General features: G+C 40.4%; 21 protein-coding genes and 1 riboswitch. Of the genes, 18 read left to right on the forward strand and 3 right to left on the reverse strand.

The features are described 5' to 3' along the window. Positions 1-155: 155 nt before the first annotated feature. Positions 156-587 (reverse strand): helix-turn-helix domain-containing protein, encoded by a 432-nt coding sequence (locus tag Q9Q35_RS03260; RefSeq protein WP_304652113.1) that lies wholly within the window; start codon positions 585-587, stop codon positions 156-158. A gap of 531 nt (positions 588-1,118) precedes the next feature. Between Q9Q35_RS03260 and Q9Q35_RS03265 the strand changes: the two genes are divergently transcribed. From Q9Q35_RS03265 to Q9Q35_RS03295, 7 genes are all read left to right on the forward strand, one after another. Then, positions 1,119-1,376 (forward strand): hypothetical protein, encoded by a 258-nt coding sequence (locus Q9Q35_RS03265; protein ID WP_304652114.1) that lies wholly within the window; start codon positions 1,119-1,121, stop codon positions 1,374-1,376. A gap of 75 nt (positions 1,377-1,451) precedes the next feature. Beyond that, positions 1,452-2,138 (forward strand): hypothetical protein, encoded by a 687-nt coding sequence (locus Q9Q35_RS03270; RefSeq protein WP_304652115.1) that lies wholly within the window; start codon positions 1,452-1,454, stop codon positions 2,136-2,138. Between the two features lie 170 nt (positions 2,139-2,308). Beyond that, positions 2,309-2,854, forward strand: coding sequence for an alkaline shock response membrane anchor protein AmaP (gene amaP, locus Q9Q35_RS03275; RefSeq protein WP_304652116.1), 546 nt, complete (start codon positions 2,309-2,311; stop codon positions 2,852-2,854). Positions 2,855-2,883: 29 nt separating this feature from the next. After that, the gene (locus tag Q9Q35_RS03280; RefSeq protein ID WP_304652117.1) at positions 2,884-3,255 is read left to right on the forward strand and encodes an Asp23/Gls24 family envelope stress response protein; all 372 of its coding nucleotides are present in this window, start codon (positions 2,884-2,886) and stop codon (positions 3,253-3,255) included. An 11-nt stretch (positions 3,256-3,266) separates the two neighbouring features. Then, positions 3,267-3,485 carry a CsbD family protein gene (locus tag Q9Q35_RS03285; protein ID WP_304652118.1) on the forward strand — a complete coding sequence of 73 codons (219 nt, stop codon included), beginning with the start codon at positions 3,267-3,269 and terminating at the stop codon, positions 3,483-3,485. A 13-nt stretch (positions 3,486-3,498) separates the two neighbouring features. Then, positions 3,499-3,753 (forward strand): GlsB/YeaQ/YmgE family stress response membrane protein, encoded by a 255-nt coding sequence (locus tag Q9Q35_RS03290; protein WP_076149924.1) that lies wholly within the window; start codon positions 3,499-3,501, stop codon positions 3,751-3,753. A gap of 110 nt (positions 3,754-3,863) precedes the next feature. Beyond that, positions 3,864-5,852: an ATP-binding cassette domain-containing protein gene (locus Q9Q35_RS03295; protein WP_304652119.1), complete on the forward strand. Its 1,989-nt coding sequence runs from the start codon at positions 3,864-3,866 to the stop codon at positions 5,850-5,852. 82 nt (positions 5,853-5,934) lie between these two features. Here Q9Q35_RS03295 and Q9Q35_RS03300 read toward each other — a convergent pair whose 3' ends face one another. Further along, positions 5,935-6,348 carry a DUF1810 domain-containing protein gene (locus tag Q9Q35_RS03300; RefSeq protein ID WP_304652120.1) on the reverse strand — a complete coding sequence of 138 codons (414 nt, stop codon included), beginning with the start codon at positions 6,346-6,348 and terminating at the stop codon, positions 5,935-5,937. Further along, positions 6,345-7,256, reverse strand: coding sequence for a LysR family transcriptional regulator (locus Q9Q35_RS03305; protein ID WP_304652121.1), 912 nt, complete (start codon positions 7,254-7,256; stop codon positions 6,345-6,347). Before Q9Q35_RS03305 ends, Q9Q35_RS03300 begins: the two co-directional genes overlap by 4 nt. Before the next feature lie 139 nt (positions 7,257-7,395). Here Q9Q35_RS03305 and Q9Q35_RS03310 point away from each other — a divergent pair, with 139 nt between their 5' ends. The 11 genes from Q9Q35_RS03310 to gatC form a co-directional block, all read left to right on the forward strand. Beyond that, complete coding sequence (locus Q9Q35_RS03310; RefSeq protein WP_304652122.1) at positions 7,396-9,015, forward strand: malolactic enzyme; 1,620 nt, start codon at positions 7,396-7,398, stop codon at positions 9,013-9,015. 59 nt (positions 9,016-9,074) lie between these two features. Continuing rightward, positions 9,075-10,043 (forward strand): AEC family transporter, encoded by a 969-nt coding sequence (locus Q9Q35_RS03315; RefSeq protein WP_304652123.1) that lies wholly within the window; start codon positions 9,075-9,077, stop codon positions 10,041-10,043. A 188-nt stretch (positions 10,044-10,231) separates the two neighbouring features. After that, a complete protein-coding gene (locus Q9Q35_RS03320) occupies positions 10,232-10,819 on the forward strand; it encodes an ECF transporter S component (RefSeq protein WP_304652124.1) in 588 nt (195 codons plus the stop codon). A 30-nt stretch (positions 10,820-10,849) separates the two neighbouring features. Beyond that, positions 10,850-11,449, forward strand: a complete 600-nt coding sequence (locus Q9Q35_RS03325) for a glycoside hydrolase family 73 protein (RefSeq protein ID WP_304652125.1) — start codon at positions 10,850-10,852, stop codon at positions 11,447-11,449. Positions 11,450-11,512: 63 nt separating this feature from the next. Beyond that, positions 11,513-11,611, forward strand: a riboswitch (purine riboswitch). 57 nt (positions 11,612-11,668) lie between these two features. Then, complete coding sequence (locus tag Q9Q35_RS03330) at positions 11,669-12,244, forward strand: xanthine phosphoribosyltransferase (RefSeq protein ID WP_304652126.1); 576 nt, start codon at positions 11,669-11,671, stop codon at positions 12,242-12,244. Positions 12,245-12,248: 4 nt separating this feature from the next. Further along, complete coding sequence (locus Q9Q35_RS03335; protein ID WP_304652127.1) at positions 12,249-13,574, forward strand: nucleobase:cation symporter-2 family protein; 1,326 nt, start codon at positions 12,249-12,251, stop codon at positions 13,572-13,574. A 145-nt stretch (positions 13,575-13,719) separates the two neighbouring features. After that, positions 13,720-14,877: an ATP-grasp domain-containing protein gene (locus tag Q9Q35_RS03340; protein WP_304652128.1), complete on the forward strand. Its 1,158-nt coding sequence runs from the start codon at positions 13,720-13,722 to the stop codon at positions 14,875-14,877. A 165-nt stretch (positions 14,878-15,042) separates the two neighbouring features. Continuing rightward, a complete protein-coding gene (gene pcrA, locus Q9Q35_RS03345; protein ID WP_304652132.1) occupies positions 15,043-17,241 on the forward strand; it encodes a DNA helicase PcrA in 2,199 nt (732 codons plus the stop codon). A gap of 15 nt (positions 17,242-17,256) precedes the next feature. Beyond that, positions 17,257-19,269: an NAD-dependent DNA ligase LigA gene (ligA, locus tag Q9Q35_RS03350; RefSeq protein ID WP_304652129.1), complete on the forward strand. Its 2,013-nt coding sequence runs from the start codon at positions 17,257-17,259 to the stop codon at positions 19,267-19,269. Next, positions 19,269-20,417, forward strand: coding sequence for a CamS family sex pheromone protein (locus Q9Q35_RS03355; RefSeq protein WP_304652130.1), 1,149 nt, complete (start codon positions 19,269-19,271; stop codon positions 20,415-20,417). The genes ligA and Q9Q35_RS03355 overlap by 1 nt, the downstream gene beginning before the upstream one ends. 75 nt (positions 20,418-20,492) lie before the next feature. Continuing rightward, positions 20,493-20,733, forward strand: a 241-nt coding sequence (gene gatC, locus Q9Q35_RS03360; RefSeq protein ID WP_304652131.1) for an Asp-tRNA(Asn)/Glu-tRNA(Gln) amidotransferase subunit GatC, incomplete at its 3' end; no start/stop codon positions are given.

The raw sequence follows: 20,733 nt of genomic DNA on the forward strand, positions 1-20,733 counted from the left end.
CTGATATTAGAACGAGTTAGTTCATTTAGTATAGCTAATTTTTGTTCTGCACTGTATTTTGATTTCCTAGACATATAAAATACCCTCCAAGTATAAGATGAATTTTCTATTTCATCTGTATACTTAGAGGGCATTATAGCCTTTAGAGAACTTTTCTAGTTATTGTCATAATGCTCTGCTTGCTTGCGTTGGCTGAGTTCTAGGCCAATCTCAAGGGCGTTGACAAGTAACTTACGATTGTCACTTGTTAAAGGCAGGCCATCAAAGTTTAGATCGGGCTCATTTTCAGTAAGATCGATCAAGTCTTTGATCTTGCGTGCTAGATCTTTTGCAGTTTGTTCATTATGTTTGTGATAAAGTGCTTCTCCCTTAGGAACATCCGCGGACTTTTTGCCTAAGATAAAATCAGTTGAAACATCAAAGATCTCAGCGAGTTTTAAGATCTCTTCTGCTCGTAATGGGCGATCGCCATGTTCGATCCGACCCATAACATTTTTATTTAATCCCATCAACTTAGCTAATTGTGCTTGTGATAGATCATGACTTTCTCGAAGTGTGATGATCACTTCGGGGATCGTTGACTCCATATCACACCTCCTTTATCAATTTGACCAGATGAAGCGCCAATGGAAAAAGTGGATGCAAAATGAAGATTGTTTGTTGACATACCTATTTTGGAGTGATATATTCATAATGTAAAGAATTTGGGTATATATAAAAAGTGTCTCTATTTTGTTTACTTTGTTGAAAGGATCAGTATTGCTTTCCCGTATGTTGATCCATGTCCATTGACGATATTGAAACTTATACCAGCGATTGCGCCAACAATTAGCTGATTAGCTTTGATCAAGTATTCTGAAACAATCATAGCATAATTTTTATATCCTGTCATTTTCAAGTTTTAGGCTGAGCAGTGAAGCCTCATTGTATTAGCCTTAGGGCGTTAAAAGCTTGTCGTCCTGAAATCAGTCAAGACCTGATAAAACATTTTTCTGTCACTATGAGCTATAATGGCAGAAAGTCGATCTTTTTTGATCAAGCTTGTTCATACTTATTGGCATGAGGGTGACCTGATGTGGGTCACCTTTTTGCATTACCAACAATTAGGGGGAATATATATGTTACTGATCAAGAGTAATAACTCAAAGCAGCAAGTGTTGGATCAAGCCCTGAAAAAGTTGACAGAAGATCTACATTTGAAGCTTGTTGCATTTGCTGCGGATGAATTTGGAGTCTATGAGGCAGAAATGGTCGTTTTCTTACTTGACCAGCAATCACGCCTGAAACTTCCATTACTACAAGAGGGATTGTTGGAGCGCAAGATCAAAACTAAGGTGCTCGAAACGGAAAATTATGGGCTTTTCCCAACGATTTGATGATAATTGCTTGCCAAATTTGTGTGCTTGTCCTTTAATTAATACATAGCAGTATTTTTTGAAGGGAAGAAAAACATGCAAAAAAGCAGTTTTAGTGAACGTTGTTTGAATATATTTTTACTGTTTGTCGTTATTTCAATGGTATTATCATTGGGTTTTACCGTTAAAGATGCCTTATCAGGTCCTATGGCAGATCAAGGCGCGGCTTGGTTTTTAGCACTTGAGATCGTATTAGGTTTAGTTATCGTATTGATCCCTAAGTGGGCTACTAAGCGCTTGCGGATCTATTTACCACCGACTTTGTATTTATTTTTTGCCCTTTTTATCTATGGTTCAGTTTATTTAGGGACGGTCTATCATTTTTATAGTGTTCCATATTGGGACAAAGGTCTGCATTTGTTAAGTGGTGCGTTGTTAGGTGGCTTCGCCTTTTCAGCCTTTGGCGCTTTAGTTCCAGAGGATGCCATTGAAAAGATCTCACCCTTTTTTATTGGGATGTATAGTGTAGCCTTTGCGGTTTTTTGTGGTGTGTTATGGGAATTCTATGAGTTTACGTGTGATAGTTTTGGTATGAATCTTCAACGTTATATGCAGGCAGGACGTCCATTAGTTGGACGCGCTGCGTTGATGGATACGATGGGTGATCTATTTGCTGACTTTATCGGTGCATTGCTTTTCGCAGCGGTAGCTTATTTACAACTAAAGAAAAATCGTAATTGGTTAAAGAGTTTCTTCTTTAAACGGATTGAACAGAAACGATGATTTAAGGCTTTTGTGTCGCTTGTGATGCAAAAGCCTCTTTTTTTTGAAAAATAATAAAAAATTAAATATTATTTATTTTAAGTTAAGAAGTTTGATTTGTTTACGAAATGACATGCAAAAAAGTGAGATACCTGTTAGGGTTAGGGTAGGGACAAGAAAGGCGTGATGTCATGAAAGCATGGATCAAATGGAGTATTTGTTTTGGAATGTTTCTCCAAGCTGCTTTAGGAGGCATCGTGATCGCTTGGTGGTTTTTCCCACAGGCAAGTATCTTCCAAAATATTTTTGGTTATCTACTGACTGACTTGGGTCAAAAAGTTATTTTAGGACTTGGGATATATCTAGTTGTACTTGCAGTTTTGTGGCTTAGTTGGACGATCAGTCGCCCGACGACACAGAGCAGTATGACGATCCATCGCGATCATGCTAATAAGGTTCAGATCGATCAAAAAGCAGTTGAGAATAATGTTCGTTTGACGCTTGGTAAGTATGATCTGTTTAACATTGAGGTCAAAGTTAAGTTGTTATCTAATCGGAAGCAAGCTGATGTAGTTGTTTTGGCGATGTTATCGCAAGCGACCGATCCTACAGTGTTAGAGTCACAACTCACCCATACTGTGAGGCGTGATTTAAAGGAGATGTTGAATATCGAACTAAGACGTTTAGATTTAAAACTTAAACCATATCATTATGATCAAAAAGTTACTATTGTCTAGGGATGAAAAGAAATTGCGAGGTAAACGATATGGAAAAAGAAAAGTTAGAACAGAAATTGACCTTTGATGATCAAGTGATCGAGAAAATTGCAGGTATCACAGCAAACCAAGTTCCCGGGATCATTTCGCTTGATGGAAATATGTTTAGTGAATTTACCGATAAGCTGACCCAAGGAACCGATAAGACCAAGGGGATCGAAGCCGAAGTCGGTGAAAAGCAAGTAGCGATCAAAATGGACGCTACGATCGAATATGGTAAAAGCGCAGAGACGATCTTTAAAGAGGTCTCAAGGAGAGTCCAAAAAGCTTTACGCGAGATGACAGGTTTGAATTTAGTGAAATTTGAAATGCATATCAACGACGTAAAGACTAAGGAAGAATTACAACAAGATAATAAATAGGAGAACAAAAAATGAGTGAAGAAAAATTAAAAGGCTTAAAAGATGAAGCTGTAGGGAAGGTCAAAGAAACCGAAGGGAAATTGACCGATGACAAAGTACGTAAGACTCAAGGTAAAGCACAAGGTTTGTTGGGTAAAGCGCGTGAAAAAGCAGCCGACCTAAAAGAAGATATCGAACAGGGCGCTGAAAAGCTAAAAGAAAAATTTGAAAAAGATGACGAAAATAAGTAAGGGAGCGATCTAAATGTTACATTGGCTTTGGGTATTGATCGTTGGTGCGATCATCGGTGCGATCGCCGGTGCCTTGACGAAAAATGGTGGTTCGATGGGTTGGATCAGTAATATTTTAGCTGGTCTGATCGGTTCATCATTGGGTGAAGCTTTACTAGGTACTTGGGGGCCACAACTCGCAGGGATGGCGATCATTCCATCGATCATTGGTGCGGTGATCTTGGTACTTATTGTGTCAGCTATCTTTGGTAGAAGAGCACATGCATAGTTAAATCATCTTAGACTAGGGGCAATTGTCGCTAGTCTTTTTTTGTAGACGGTTCAATTATTAAATATTAAAATTATGGCGAGGAGGAAGATATGGAGAGGATGAGCAGGATGGAGATCTTAAAATTAAAAAATGTCGTTAAAATTTATAAGTTGGCTGGGGGTGGCTTCTTTGAGGCATTGAAAAAGATCAATGCAACTTTCTCAGCTGGTGAATTAGTTTCGATCGTCGGTGAATCAGGGAGTGGAAAATCCACGTTGATGAATTTGATCGGTGGTTTAGATTCTGACTTTGAAGGTGAGATCAGTTATCGGGGGAAAAATTTGCGCGACTACACTGCCCAAGAACTAGCTGATTACCATAAGAAAAGTATCGGTTTTATCTTTCAAAACTTCAACTTGATCTCCCATTTGAATTTGATCGATAATGTTGCATTAGCGATGACTTTGTCTAATATCGATAAAGAGACGCGGGTCAAACGCGCTAAGGAACTGTTAGAAAAAGTTGGTTTAAAAGATCATCTCTATAAAAAGCCAGATCAGATATCTGGTGGACAAAAGCAACGCGTTGCGATCGCGCGGGCTTTGATCAATGATCCAGATGTTATCATTGCTGATGAACCTACGGGAGCTTTAGATGCTGAAACGACGGATAATGTTTTGGCTTTGATCAAAGAGATCGCTCAAAGTGGCAAGCTAGTTTTGATGGTGACTCATTCAGATCGTGTAGCTGCTCATTGTACTCGGATCTTGCGGATCGATAATGGAAAATTGATCTCAGATGAGGTGACGGGTAAGTTAGAACCCTTATCGACGAAAGCAGAACATGACGCTATCAAGGTCAAAAATATGAGCTTATTCAATGCGATCAGATTAGCCTTTCTCAACATGGAAGCTAAATTAGGCCGCAATGCTTTAGTTGCCTTTGGGACTAGTATTGGGATCATGGCGGTCGTTTTGATGTTATCGATCGGGCGAGGTGTAACTACTTATATCAAAGACACGATGAATAGTTACACCAATCCTAATGTGACGGAAGTACATCGTCAAAGTATGATGCCCGATCCCGATAAGCAACCGGCCATGGACGATCATGTAGAGATCAGTCGAATACAGCAAAATAATATGGCAGCTTTGACGGGCTCAGGAACAGATAATGATTTTACAACAAAAGATATCACAAAACTTAAAACTATCAAACATGTCGATCGTCTTGAGAAGGGCTATTCGACCCTTTCATTAGGTACAAATAGTATTAGTTATGGTGATAAAAATGCTACGATCATGACGTTACAGACGATGTCGAGCAATATCACCAAATCAAGTATCGTTTCGGGTAAAGCACCTGAAAAAGATGAAGTATTGCTTGATAAGGGAACAGCAGATCTTTTAGCCAAGAATATTGTTGGTAAAGAAGTAACATTCAAACTAACGATCGATGGTAAGCAAGTCGAGCAAAAATTAAAAGTCAGCGGGACCTATGAACAGCAGGGGTCTAACTTCAGCACTGCGATCGTACGTTATAGTGATCTAAAAGAGATTTTTGCTCAAAATGGACAAACGTTAAAGCCTAATGTTGTGTATCTCTATACTAAGAATAAAGATAATACCGAAAAGATCAAAGATGAGGTCAAAAAGCTCGGCTTTAGTGGTTCGATGCAAGAAACGATGACTGAGATGTTCACCCAAATGATGGATGTGATCAGTTATGTCTTAGCCGCGATCGCAGCAGTTTCGTTAGTGGTCTCAGCGATCATGATCTTAGTGGTCTTGAATATTTCAGTGGTTGAACGCACTAAAGAGATAGGGGTCTTAAAAGCCTTAGGTGCTAGAAGAAAAGATATTCGTCGGATCTTTGTTTCAGAAGCTTTCTTGATCGGTCTGAGTTCAGGGATACTTGGAGTCATGTTGACTTGGATCTTGCAAGTTTTAGTGAACTATTTTACGGTAGCTCAGTTTGAAGTGTCGGTAGTGATGATGACGACTAACTATATTTTGGCAGGTATCTTGATCAGTGTAGTCATCAGTATGTTAGCAGGACTTTTGCCAGCCGATCGCGCTTCAAAATTAGACCCAGTTGAAGCTTTACGAAAAGAATAGTATATAAAGATAGAGTGTGCTGACAATGCAGTCAGCACGTATAGATAGCCCCCACCACGATGCTACTGGTAGGGGCTTGTTTTTACGTATTTTTTAGTAATACGAGTGTCTTTTGATCGTATTTTCCATGAAAAAATTTATCCAGTACAGCTTGAAAAATAGGTTCGGTACTGGCTTTAGCGAAGAGTGTCATTGATGACTTGAGCTTTAGATCGTCGGGGAAACCGAAGATCGTTTTAGCGTTATTGGTTGGAACTTGTAAAAGAACTTCGCACAGTTGACGTAAATTATTGCCTAAATATGGATCGGCTAAAAAGGCTTTGGCTTCATTGAGATCAGCTATTCCGTATAGGTAAGCGGTCTGACTTTTACCTAAGCCACGTAATTGTGGAAACATGAACCACATCCAGTGGGAGCGTTTCTTTTGTGCTTTGAGTTCTGTTACAGCTAGTTTGAAATATTGGTGTTGTGGAGCGTTAAATCTTGCTAAAGTCATTTCTCAGCCTCCTTTTCAAAGGGGAATTGATAGACCGCATCGTGTAAGATATCCAGCAACTGCTTTTTAGCAGGTGTCATTATTTGGGTCGCGCGTGTGACGATCGAGAGTAGGAATTTTGGCTGTTGTTCATCCAGAAGTTCTAGAACAGAAAAATCATCGTTGGGACTGATCGCAATGTCTGTCAAACAGGCGATCCCAGTATTGCTTGCGACCATAGATTTTAAAACGTGGACGTAATTAGTACGGTAGATGATATCAGGTCGAAAGTGTTCTTTTTGTGCTAAAATTTTGAGGACTTTATCGTGAATGAAGCCTTCATTATGCACGATAAAGCGCTCATCTTTTAGTTCGGAAAAATAGACTGCCTTTTTTTGTGCTAGGGGATGTTGCTTGCTGACGATGATCTTAAATGATGTTTGGGCAAAATTTTCGGCTTTTAGGGAGGGTTGGGTCAAAGGTTCAAGTGAGCCTAAGAGGCAAAAATCAAGTGATCCATCCAATAAGAGTTTGAGTAAAGCCTGTGAACCAGCTTCTTTGGTCTCGAGTTGTTCGATCAGACCCGTGGCGATCAATTTAGAAACGATATTGGGGAAAAAATAATTGCCGATGATCGGTGGTAGCCCAAAAAGTAACTTTTCTTGTTTAGCGCGCAAAGCTTCCTTTTGGGCAATAGTTAATTCATTTAAGATCACTTTTAAATGTGCATCGAATTGATAGCCACTTGGGGTGACCAGTAATTCTTTGTGTGAACGATCACGGATAAAGAAAGTTGTTTCAAATTCTTCTTCTAGCCGTTTGATAGCTAACGTAACAGTTGGTTGACTGACAGAAAAGATTTGGGCAACTTTGGAAAAATTTTTTTCTTTGACTAATTGGTGGAAATATTCAAAATCTCTAATATTCATTTTCAGATCCTTGATTTGACAGCTTTTTAAAAGCTCATATTAATTTTACTAATAGTGTACCACAAAGTTGACTATAAAAATTACACCGTTTTAAAATGAGTGACATCAATTGAGGTCTAGGAAAAAGGAGTAGATAGCAATGGCAGATACAATGAATATTTTAAATGATCCATTTTTAAATAAAGGAACAGCTTTTACAGTTGAAGAACGTAAAGAACTTGGTTTGATAGGTACTTTACCAGCTAAGGTCCAAACTTTACAAGAACAAGCAGATCAAGCTTACGGTCAATTCAAGAGCAAATCAAGCCAATTGGAACAACGCCAATTTTTGATGACGATCTTTAATACTAATCGAACATTATTCTACTATTTGATGGGACAACACATCGTAGAATTTATGCCAGTCGTGTATGATCCAGTCATCGCTGAATCGATCGAACAATATAGTGAGATCTTCACTCGTCCTCAAGAAGCTGCTTTTATCTCTGTTGATGATCAAGACAGCATTGAAGATTCTTTGAAAAATGCAGCTGACGGGCGTGACATTCGATTGATCGTTGTAACAGATGCTGAAGGTATCCTTGGTATGGGGGATTGGGGCGTTAACGGTGTTGATATCGCAGTCGGCAAATTGATGGTCTATACAGCCGCAGCTGGTATCGATCCAGCTCAAGTTTTACCAGTTTCACTTGATGCTGGGACAAACAATGAAACGTTATTGAATGACCCACTTTATCTTGGTAACCGCCATGCACGTGTTTACGGTGAAAAATATCATGCGATGGTCGACAAATTTGTTGCTGCAGCAGAAAAACTTTTCCCAGAAAGTTTATTGCACTTTGAAGATTTTGGGCGCTCGAATGCAGCGGTGATCTTGGAAAAATATCAAGATAAGATCTTGACATTCAATGATGATATCCAAGGTACAGGTATCATTTCTCTTGCTGGTGTCTTGGGTGCGATGAACATTTCTAAAGAAAAGATCACTGATCAGATCTTCTTGACTTTCGGTGCTGGGACAGCTGGTGTCGGGATCGCCAACATGTTATTTGATGAATTAGTTCGCGAAGGTCTAAGTGAGAAAGAAGCTAAAAAGCACTTCTACTTGGTCGATAAACAAGGGCTTTTATTCGAAGACACAGAAGATCTGACGCCAGGTCAAAAAGCTTTTGTACGTAAACGTTCAGAATTTGATAATGCTGATGAATTGACCAATTTAGAAGCTGTCGTTAAAGCAGTTCATCCAACGGTCATGATCGGGACATCGACACAACCAGGCACTTTCACTGAAAGTATCGTTAAGGAAATGGCAGCTCACACGAAACGGCCAGTGATCTTCCCATTGTCTAATCCAACACGTTTGGCTGAAGCTAAAGCAGAAGATCTTTTGAAATGGACAGACGGTCGTGCTTTAGTTGCAACAGGTATTCCAGCCGGTGATATTGAATATAACGGTATAACTTACAATATCGGTCAAGCAAACAATGCATTGGTCTATCCAGGTGTTGGTTTTGGTGCGATCGCGGCTAAAGCTAAGATCTTAAACGAAAAGATGTTGGCTGATGCAGCCCACGCTTTAGGCGGCATCGTTGATCCAGATCAACCAGGCGCTGCGGTGTTACCACCAGTTTCTAAGTTACAAGAATTCTCACAAACTGTTGCTCAAGTCGTAGCACAATCAGCGATCGACCAAGGACTTGCTGGCGTGACAGACGCTAAAAAGGCTGTGGCTGATATGAAGTGGGAACCTAAATATTAATAAATTGATAAAAGGCCACTTGTTGGTCTTTTATCTTTGGTAGAAGAAGGAGAATTATTATGGCAGTTTTTTTAACTTCCGTCTCAAGTGTGCTTGTGATCGTATTGATCATGGCACTTGGTTATATTTTACGTAAAACAGGTTGGTTTGCCGATTCATTTGGTGGCAATATCGCATCTTTGATCACCAAGATCGCTTTGCCAGCTTCTATCTTTATGGGCGTGATGGACCATTTGACGCGTGAAAGTCTTTTAGGCTTAGGAAAAGGTATCATTTTTCCAGCTCTGGGTGTGATCATTGGTTATGTGATCGCTTGGTTGGTAGTTAAGGTCTTAAAGATCAAGCCGGGTCGTCGTGGGATCTTTATGAACGCGGTCGTTAACGCAAATACGATCTTTATCGGGATGCCTTTGAACAATGCGCTGTTTGGCGAAAAGGCAATGAGTTATTTCTTGATCTATTACATCATCAATACCGTTTCAACTTGGGCCTTTGGTGTTTACTTGATCTCAAATGATGATCCAACAGTCGATAAGAGTCAAAAGAAAGCTCATAAGATCAATTGGAAAAAGATCCTACCAATGCCATTAGTTGGTTTTATCGTAGCGATCGTGTGGTTGTTGTTAGGTATTCCAGTACCAAGTTTTATGGGACAAACTTTGTCTTATGTTGGTGCTTTAGTGACACCATTGTCCTTGATCTATATCGGGATCGTGTTGTGTGATGCAGGTTTGAACAATTTCCGTTTCGAACGCGATTCGATCTTAGCGTTATTGGGTCGTTTTGTATTATCACCAATCGTGTTGATCTTATTGATCAAAGCAGGCACAAGTTTTGGTATCGACTTACCAACATTGATGCGTCAAACATTAGTTGTTCAATCGGCAACACCGATGTTAGCCGTCTTGCCTATTTTGGCAAAAGAAGCCCATGGGGATGTTAAATATGCAACCGATGTGGTCGTAATGAGCACTGTTTTATTTGTGGTCGTAGTACCGATCTTGATGGCGATCTTACAATTTATTTAGTGTAATATAGAGTCAGTTTTAGTGTTTTAAGCATTAGAACTGACTTTTTTAAATTTTTGGAAAATTCCTTGCATCGTAACAAAAAATGACTAAAATAAACTTAACAAGTGATCAGCAAACTTTTCTTTTGTAATATTTAACGTGGGATAATATAATCTATAAAAAGATCACAAAAAAGGAAGTTTAATTTGAAACAACGAAAAAAAACGCAACAGATCGCCTTTTTAGCGCTATTTATAGCGATCATTATTATCCAAAATTTTATCCCATTTTTAGGCTATATCCCGCTCGGACCACTTAATTTAACGATCATCCACATTACTGTGATCGTTGCTGCACTCGTTTTAGGTCCTAAAGATGGTGCGATCGTCGGTGGAGTCTGGGGCACGATCACATTTGTTCGTGCTTTTGTTTGGCCGACAAGTCCCTTAGCAACGATCGTCTTTACTAATCCACTGGTCTCTGTTTTACCACGGATCTTGATCGGGGTAGTGGCTGGCTATACGTTTAGGTGGTTATCTAAACGTATAGCTTCGAAGGTTTTAGCTGCAGGTGTCGCCGCAGTTTTAGGTTCATTGACTAATACATTGTTAGTTTTAGGTCAGATCTATCTCTTTTACCAAGGACAAGCACCAGCGATGTATGCCTTGGATGTAGCGGCATTATTACCATATCTATTAGGAGTCGTGGCAACAAATGGTTTGCCAGAAGCAGCTTTAGCAGCGATCATTGCCCCAAGTGTTTCGCTTCCTTTACTGAGAAAATTAAAAGCGTAGGTTCTTGATTCTTTAGAAAGGCGGTATTTTGTGGCACGTAGAAAAAAGAAAAATTACTCACAGTTACTTTTTTTAGGTTTTATAGTGCTACTCGCGGTAACATTTCTTACGGGCATGGCGGATAAATATTTTGCTACTAGTGAGACACCGCAAACGACAATTTCAAATGATGAACAAGCTAAACAAAATTTTATCAAGCAACTTGCTCCGATCGCTCAAGCAGAACAGCGACAATACGGTGTTTTTGCTAGTATCACATTAGCTCAAGCAGCCTTAGAGTCCGATTGGGGCAAAAGCGAACTTTCTGCTAAGTATAATAACTTATTTGGGATCAAAAATCCAAATGGGTCTTTGATGACGACGCAAGAATATGTTGATGGACAATGGACCACGATCAAGGATACTTTTGCGGTCTATGGCAGTTGGGAAGATTCAGTCAAGGCGCATACACAACTCTTTGTTAATGGAACGGACTGGAATACCGACCATTATGGACCAGTACTGCAAGCTAAGAATTATGAACAAGCAGCATGGGCTTTGCAAAATCAAGGTTATGCGACCGATCCCGATTATGCTGAAAAGTTGATCGCATTGATCAAACAGTACAACTTAAATCAATATGATTTATGATATAGATCAAATGTTTTGGTGTAAAAACCGAATATTTGAGCTTGAAAACGAAAAATAGTTATGCTATTCTAGCTACAGGTTACTTATATAATGCCATAATCTGGTTGGCGAGTTTCTACCCAAGACCGTAAATCTTGGACTATGAGTAAAAAAACGTTAGGAGACCAGACTTTTGTTATTGCCAAAGTCTGGTCTTTATTATTTTTAGGGGGATATAGCTTGAAAGTATTAGAAGAACGCATCAAACAAGATGGTGTTGTTTTACCAGGAAATGTGTTAAAGGTCAATCAATTCTTGAACCATCAGATCGATCCACAGTTGATGTATGAGATCGGCCAAGAATTTGAGCAGTTATTCAAAGATGAGGCTGTGACAAAGATCTTGACGGTCGAAGCTTCAGGGATCGCCCCAGCTATCATGGCTGGACTCGTGATGGATGTTCCAGTGGTCTTTGCGCGAAAGAAAAAGCCATCGACTTTGGGTAGTGATGTCTATATGGCTGAGGTCTATTCATACACTAAAAAAGTGACCAATACGATCTCAGTCGATCAAAAATTTTTATCAGAGTCTGACAAAGTGTTAGTGATCGATGATTTCTTGGCTAACGGTCAGGCGATCTTGGGTTTACTTGAGATCTGTCAACAAGCTAATGCCCATATCGTTGGAGCTGGGGTAGTTGTTGAAAAGTCGTTCCAAGAAGGGGCTAAGTTGATCAAAGATCGCGGGGTAAGATTGGAATCACTTGCGCGGATCGCTTCTTTTGAAGGCGATAAAGTGCACTTTGTGGGGGAATAACACGATGAAAAAAGCAAATAACAGTCAGGCAGCTTTACTAGGATTACAGCATTTATTAGCGATGTATTCTGGAGCAGTGGCTGTTCCATTATTGATCGGGACAGCATTGGATTTTAACACTGAACAGATGACTTACCTAGTTTCGATCGACATTTTTATGTGTGGGTTAGCAACCTTACTTCAGCTCATGCGCAATCGGTATTTTGGGATCGGTCTCCCCGTTGTCTTAGGTTGTGCGATCCAAGCTGTCGAACCGTTAAAAATGATCGGGAGCCAATTTACGATCCAGACGATGTATGGGGCGATCATTGTGGCTGGGATCTTTGTTTGTTTGGTCTCAGGCCAATTTTCTAAGGTCAAACGCCTCTTTCCCCCTGTAGTGACAGGGACGTTGATCACTGTTATCGGTCTGACATTGATCCCGATAGCAGTCCAAAATATCGGTGGGGGCAATGCTAGTGCTAAAGATTTTGGTTCACTCACCAATATCACTTTAGGCTTTATGACAGTGATCTTGATCTTAGCGATCCAAGTCTTTGCGAAAGGTTTTTTGAGTTCGATCGCGGTCTTATTGGGGTTAGTGATCGGTAGTTTAGTAGCTACAGCGATGGGACTAGTTTCCCTAGCTCCGTTACATGAAGCACCATGGTTCCATATGCCACAGCCTTTTTACTTTGGGGTGCCCCACTTTGAATGGTCTTCTTCTGTTACGATGATCATTATCGCCTTGGTTTCCATGGTCGAATCGACGGGTGTTTATTTTGCTTTAGGGGATATTTTGAATAAAAAGATCACTGAAAAAGATCTCAAACTCGGCTATCGGGCCGAAGGAATGGCAGTCATTTTAGGTGGGATCTTCAATACTTTCCCATATACGACATTTTCACAAAACGTTGGATTGCTTGAGCTTTCAGGGATCAAGACCAAGCGCCCGATCTATTGGTCAGCAGGACTCTTGATGTTGTTAGGACTTTTGCCTAAGGTTGGTGCGTTAGCGACAATGATCCCCACACCAGTTTTAGGTGGTGCGATGTTAGTGATGTTTGCGATGATCAGTGTGCAAGGTATCAGGATCTTAGCCAGTGTTGATTTTACTGACCAACGAAATATTTTAGTTGTGGCGGTTTCGATCGGTCTAGGTCTGGGCGTTTCGATCTATCCAAATATCTTCCAAAATCTACCACGCACAGTACAACTATTCTTAGGTAATGGGATCGTGGTCGCAAGCTTAAGTTCGGTATTATTGAATTTGGCCTTCAAGGGTAGAGAAGGGCTAGCCAAAAAAGATATCAAGCAACAAGTGCGTGTTTTAGAAGATGTAGATAAATAAAGTGTAAAAAGCAGGTGGAAGCCTGCTTTTTTTGTTAAGTGGCACAAAATATATTTTTAAAAATTTACATTGTTAAAATACTGTCCCGCTGAGTAATGTGGTAAAATAGAGAGTAAGTATTAGTGATACGAGAGGTTGTGAGAGAATGGAACAAGAGATCCTTTTTCCAGGCGATACTTTAGGGATCATCGGGGGCAATCCCAACGGCATCATGTTAGCACGGACGGCTAAGAAAATGGGCTTTACCGTAGTTGTTTATTGTTCAGACGAAAGTAATCCTGTGTTAGCTGAAGCTGATGTAAAAATGGTCGGTAAGTTAAACGAAAAAACAAAGCTCCAAGATTTTGCACAACGGTGTGACTTAGTAACTTATACCTCAGAAAATATCGATGTTGAGGCAGTCAAATTCTTGCAACGTTTCACGCGGGTCCCACAAGGTAGTGATACGTTGGAGATCACGCAAGATCGCTTATTAGAACGGGCTTTTTTTGAGCAACTTAATATCAACGTTGCACCGTATGCTACGATCGTCAGTTTAGATGATGTTTATCAAGCAGTCAGCTCGATCGGTTACCCATGTGTTTTAAAACCGATCCAAAAAGGGTTTGGCAAGCGCCGTAAACAGATCATCAAAAAGCAAACAGACATCGCTAAGTGTGCGGATATAATTGATCTAGGAACGTATGTTCTCGAGTCATGGATCCCATATGAAAAGGAATTGTCACTGACTTTAGCCCGAGATAAAGATGGTAACTTGACGTATTTTCCGATCGCAGAAGATTATTATCGCGAACACCGTTTACATGCGACCTTAGCGCCAGTAGCTTTAGATGGTGAAGTTGCAGCTGAGGTCAAACGCTTGACTGCTGAGATCGTCAAAGAATTGGATTATGTTGGGGTCTTGCAAGCAGAATTTTTCTTGACTAAGAGTGGTGCTTTGTATATCAAACGGATCATCCCTGCTTTATACGCTTCAGGTTATGTGTTTGATAAAGCTACTGACGTTTCAATGTTTGAACAGCATTTGCGTGCTTTAGCGCAGATCCCTTTGGCTAAACCTAGTTTGGTAAAACCAACTGAGATGGTAATGATCGAGACCAAGGATACGGAGGCTTTGCGGACACAATGGGTCTTAAAGGATAATTGGTATTATAATTATTTCCGTTATCCTAAATCGCTTCATCCTGTTAAAGCAGAAGGTTATATTTTGGTGACTGCTGATTCGAGCAAAAATGCTAAGGAGCAAGTCGAAGCAACCGGGATCTGGGATGAGATCACAGCTGAAAATGAAATAGTTGAATAGTATTTTTAAGACGCACGGTATTTATATCGGCGTCTTTTTGCATCTTGTTTGCTAAGATTTAAGTAATTTTAAAGAATAGGACTGTAATATTTGCTATAATAGGCATTGATTGAAAATTTTAGAGGGGATTTGAAAATTTTGACAGCAAGAAACTTATTAGATGGCATGAATGATAAGCAAGCAGAAGCTGTAGCCTGCACTGAAGGGCCACTACTCATCATGGCAGGTGCCGGTAGTGGGAAAACACGGGTCTTGACACATCGTGTAGCCTACTTGATCGAAGAAAAAAATGTAAATCCTTGGAATATTTTAGCGATCACCTTCACCAATAAAGCAGCACGTGAAATGCGTGAGCGGATCAACAAGTTGATCGCTGAAGGTGCAGAAGATATTTGGGTCTCGACTTTTCACGCTTTATGTGTGCGGATCTTACGCCGTGATGCCGAAAAGATCGGCTATGATCGCAATTTTACGATCGCAAGCACAAGTGAACAACGGACTTTGATGAAACACATTTTAGTGGATAATTTAAACGTTGACGTCAAAAAATTCGAGCCTCGGGCCGTTTTGAGTGCGATCTCGAACGCTAAAAATGATTTAAAAACACCATCAGAACTAAGAAAAGATGCAGCTGATCCATTTTCACAGGTGGTAAGTGATGCCTATGAATTATACCAAGAGCAGTTGCAAAATAATCAAGCTTTGGATTTTGATGATCTCATCATGCAGACGATCCGGTTATTTAAAGAATCACCAGAAACGTTGGAATTTTATCAACGTAAATTCCACTATATCCATGTGGATGAATATCAAGATACTAACGAAGCCCAATATCAATTGGTCAGCATGTTAGCCCAAACATATCGTAATCTATGTGTTGTGGGGGATGCTGATCAAAGTATTTACGGTTGGCGTGGGGCTAACATGGAAAATATCATGAATTTTGAAGAAGATTATCCTGATGCAACTGTGATCAAGTTGGAACAAAATTATCGTTCAACTAAGACGATCTTACAAGCAGCTAATGAAGTTATCGAAAATAACATCAATCGTAAAGCTAAAACTTTATGGACGCAAAATGCTGAAGGCGAAAAGATCCATTATTATCGTGCGGATAATGCCAATGATGAGGCCTTTTACGTCGTTAAGCAGATCCAGCAAAAAATGCGCACTGAAGGTAAGCTTTATGGTGATTTTGCTGTCTTATACCGTACGAATGCCCAATCACGTGTGATCGAAGAAACCTTCGTGAAAGCTAATATCCCGTATAAATTAGTTGGGGCTCACCGTTTCTACGATCGTAAAGAGATCTTGGATATTTTAGCTTATCTGCGTTTAGCTGCCAATCCAAATGATTCCTTGAGTTTTGCTCGCGTTTCTAATGAGCCTAAACGGGGGATCGGAGCAACTAGTTTGGCGAAATTGCAAGCATTTGCTGAGATGAACGGTCTTTCCTTGATCGAAGCAGCTGAAAATGTCATTATGACAGGCGTAAGTGGTAAGGCAGCTACGCAATTAGAAAATTTTGCTAAATTGATCCGGCGTTTCAATGAATTAGAGAAAACGAAAAATATCACTGAATTGACGGAGATCATTTTAGATGAATCGGGCTACAAACAAAGCTTGCAAGCTAAAAATACGCTCGAAGATCAAAGTCGCCTAGAAAACTTAGAAGAATTTATGTCTGTCACGAAGCAATTTGATGAAAACTGGGAACCAGAAGAAGAAAATAGTGATCCATTCGTTGATTTCTTAGCTGATCTAGCTTTAGTCTCTGATCAAGATAGCGTCGATGAAGATCCAGATGAAGTGACTTTGATGACATTGCACGCAGCTAAAGGCTTGGAATTTCCAATGGTCTTTTTGATGGGCTTAGAAGAAGGGATCTTCCCGTTAGGCCGGGCTGTGATGGATGAAAGTGAGCTCGAAGAAGAGCGACGCTTGGCATATGTCGGGATCACACGAGCTGAAGAAGAGCTCTACTTATCAAATGCTTTTTCGCGGATGCTATATGGACGGCGCCAAAACAACCAAGTTTCACGTTTTATCAGTGAGATCTCTGATGAATTGTTACAAAGTGATAACGAAACTTTAGCTGATCATCAACCAAAAACCAAAGTTGATGTTCCATTTGCTAAGAAGCAAGTTTATCGCAAACCAGCTGGAACTATCGAAAAAAGCCAAGGAACTGGGGCTGAAAAGAAACAATGGAATATCGGTGATAAGGTTTCCCATAAAGCTTGGGGTACAGGGACTGTGGTCAAGGTCAGTGGTAGTGGCGAAGATAGCGAACTTGATATCGCCTTTGCAGGCCAAGGGATCAAGCGACTATTAGCTGCCTTTGCACCGATCACTAAGATTTAAAAAGAGGTAAAAGAGATGGAAGCAAAGACTTTAGAAGAAGTCAAAGATCTACGTGCTCAATTGAATAAATGGAGCCATGAATACTATGTGTTGGATCGACCAACAGTGGAAGATCATGTTTATGATGCCGCCTATCAGCATTTGGTCGAACTTGAAACTAAGTATCCTGAGCTTGTAACCGATGATTCGCCCACTAGACGTGTCGGTGGCCAAGTTTTAAGCGGTTTTGAGAAGGTCGAACATGAGATCCCGATGCTTTCGCTAGGCGATGTTTTTTCAAAAGCAGAACTAGCAGAATTCAAAACAAAATTAGAGGAAAATGTAGCAACGACTTTTGCTTATAGTTGTGAATTAAAGATCGATGGCCTAGCGATCTCGTTAGTATATAAAAAAGGTGTCTTTGTCAAAGGTTCGACACGTGGCAATGGGATCATCGGTGAAGATATCACGGAAAACTTAAAAACGATCAAGGCGATCCCCTTACGTTTAAGTGAACCGGTCGACGTTGAGGTCCGCGGTGAATGCTATATGCCAAAAGAGTCATTTCTAAAATTGAATAAAGCCCGTGAAGAACAGGGCCAAACAGTCTTTGCTAATCCAAGAAATGCTGCAGCTGGTTCATTACGGCAATTAGATACCAAAGAAACAGCCAAGCGTAATTTAAGTGTCTTTATGTACTACTTGATGGAACCTGAAAAATTTGGGGTCACGACCCAAAGCCAAGCTTTAGCTCAATTAAAAGCATGGGGCTTTAGAGTCAATGAAGAAGCGATCGTGGCTAGTGAAATGTCTGAGATCGATGCTTATATCGACAAATACCATGCTAAACGAGCACAGCTAGCTTATGAGATAGATGGGATCGTGATCAAAGCCGACCCGTTTGCGATCCATGCTGAAGTTGGAAATACGGTCAAAGTTCCACGTTGGGCGATCGCCTATAAATTTCCACCAGACGAGCAAGAAACGATCGTCCGTGAGATCGAATGGACGGTGGGACGCACTGGAGTGGTGACACCAACGGCAGTGATGGATCCTGTGACATTAGCAGGGACTGTGGTCTCAAGGGCTTCTTTACACAATCCTGATTATCTAAAACAAAAAGATATCCGCCTAGGTGATACTGTCAAATTACACAAAGCAGGTGACATTATTCCAGAGATCTCAGAAGTTGTGTTGGCTAAACGTCTGGCTTCAAGCAAACCTTATGTGATCCCGACAAAATGTCCTGAATGTGGAGCAAAACTCGTTCATTTGGATGACGAGGTTGCATTGCGCTGTATCAATCCGCAGTGTCCAGCTCTTTTAAAAGAAAGTTTGACTCACTTTGCGTCGCGAAATGCGATGAATATTGATGGATTAGGCCCAAAGATCATCGAACAACTCTTCGATAAGAAATTGATCAAAGATGCAGCGGGGCTGTATAATTTGACTTTTGATGAATTATTGACGCTAGATAAATTCAAGGAAAAATCAGCCAACAATCTATTACAGGCGATCGAGCAGAGCAAAGCTAATTCATTAGAACGCTTACTCTTTGGTTTGGGGATCCGACATGTGGGAGCCAAAGCGGCATTTATCTTGGCCCAACACTTTAAGACGATCCACGCTTTAAAGAAAGCAACGGTAGAAGAGATCGTAGAACTCGACTCGATCGGTGAAACGATCGCTGATGCTGTGGTGACATATTTTGAAAATGAACAAGTTGATCTATTACTGGAAGAATTTGCTGTCGCTGGTGTTAATTTAACTTTTCTAGGTCAAAGCGCTGAAGAGCTAGCCAAACAAACGGCTGATGACCCCTTAAATGGCTTGACTGTAGTCTTAACGGGGAAACTCGACAAGATCAAACGATCACAAGCTAAACAGATCTTGGAGGCGCATGGTGCCAAAGTAACAGGGAGTGTTTCAAAAAAGACTGACCTTTTAGTTGCAGGGCATGATGCTGGTAGTAAATTGACTAAGGCCCAAGAATTAGGAATAAAAATTATTGATGAAGATGAATTTTTACGGCAAACAGGAGGCAATTGATGAGAAAGAAGTATTTAGCATTAGTTAGCTTATGTGCAGGTACCATGTTACTTTCAGCCTGTGGTAATTTAGGGAGTGGCTCTGGCAATTCAGTCACGCAATCAACGCAACAATCCAAAAAAGGTTACCAAACTACGGGGCAAGCAGATACCTCCGATTATCAAGGTGTGATCGAAAATGGACGTTATTTGACGAGTAAGGCTCGCGGTGTCGGGATCATTCAAAATTCAGAAAATATGTTGAATTTAAAGAGTTTTGAAAGTGGTATGACGACTTTATCTAAAGAAGAATTTCCTACCAAAGATTATATTTTCCGTGAAGGTCAGTTGTTGACCAAAGCTACTGTTCAAGATTGGTTAGGGCGTAAATCAAAAGACAATCCGACTGGTCTAAACCCTGAGGATAATGGAGAAAAAGACGCAGACAAGCGAAATCCGATCTATATCCAACAGATCGAAGAACAAGATTACATGAAAGAGACCGATGGAAAACTAGAATTAGCTGGGATCACGATCGGTATCGGAATGAATCGTAAGGATTATTATCAAAAAGAACAGTATGGTGCGATGTACACCACTAATATCTCCAAGGAAAAAATGGAAGAAGAGGGAAAAAAGGCAGCAGCTGAAGTTTTGAAACGGGTCAGAAAACTCGATGGAGCTTCGGATGTGCCGATCTTGATCTGTATGTATGAACAAGCTCCTAATGATAGCTTGGTCGGGGGAACGTTCTATGCTTATAGTGTGAGTGATGGTGATACTTTGGGAAGTTGGAAAGAAACCGACCTCCAAACATCAGTCTTGCCATCAACAGCAGAAAATGGTGCGGTCAACGATAACGATGAAAGTTCATTCAATGCTTTCAAAAATAAGACGCAAAGCTTTTTCCCTAACTTAGCTGGGGTAACGGCTCAAGCCAAATATAAGAATAAATCACTCCAAGAACTACACGTTAAGATCACAACTCAATTTTACAGTGAAACTGAGATCAGGAGCTTCACGCAATTTGTTTCTCAGATGGCAAAGACCTACTTGCCAGGCGATATTCCGATCGATATCACGATCAAGGGTTCAGATGGGGAAGTTCAAGCCTTTCTAGCTCGTGAAAAAGATGGTGGTAACTTCTATACCCATGTCTTTGATGATTAGAATAAAATCGACTATAAAAAAGTCAACAGATCTATGCTAAAATATTAAGCAGATATGCAAGAAAGAAGGATGAAGATGGCGATCAGCGCAAATGAAGTAAAGCACGTTGCAAGTTTGGCAAAGCTTGAATTTAGCGATGCGAAATTACAAAAATTCACCGGTCAAATGGACCAGATCATCAATATGGTACAACAACTAAGTGAAGTCGATACGACAGATGTACCGGTAACAACAACTGTGACGGATGCCTTTAATGTAATGCGAGAAGACATCGCAGTTAAGGGGACCGACCGAGAATTGTTGATGGAAAATGTAC

The organism is uncultured Ligilactobacillus sp., from assembly GCF_948826705.1.
GTDB lineage: Bacteria > Bacillota > Bacilli > Lactobacillales > Lactobacillaceae > Ligilactobacillus.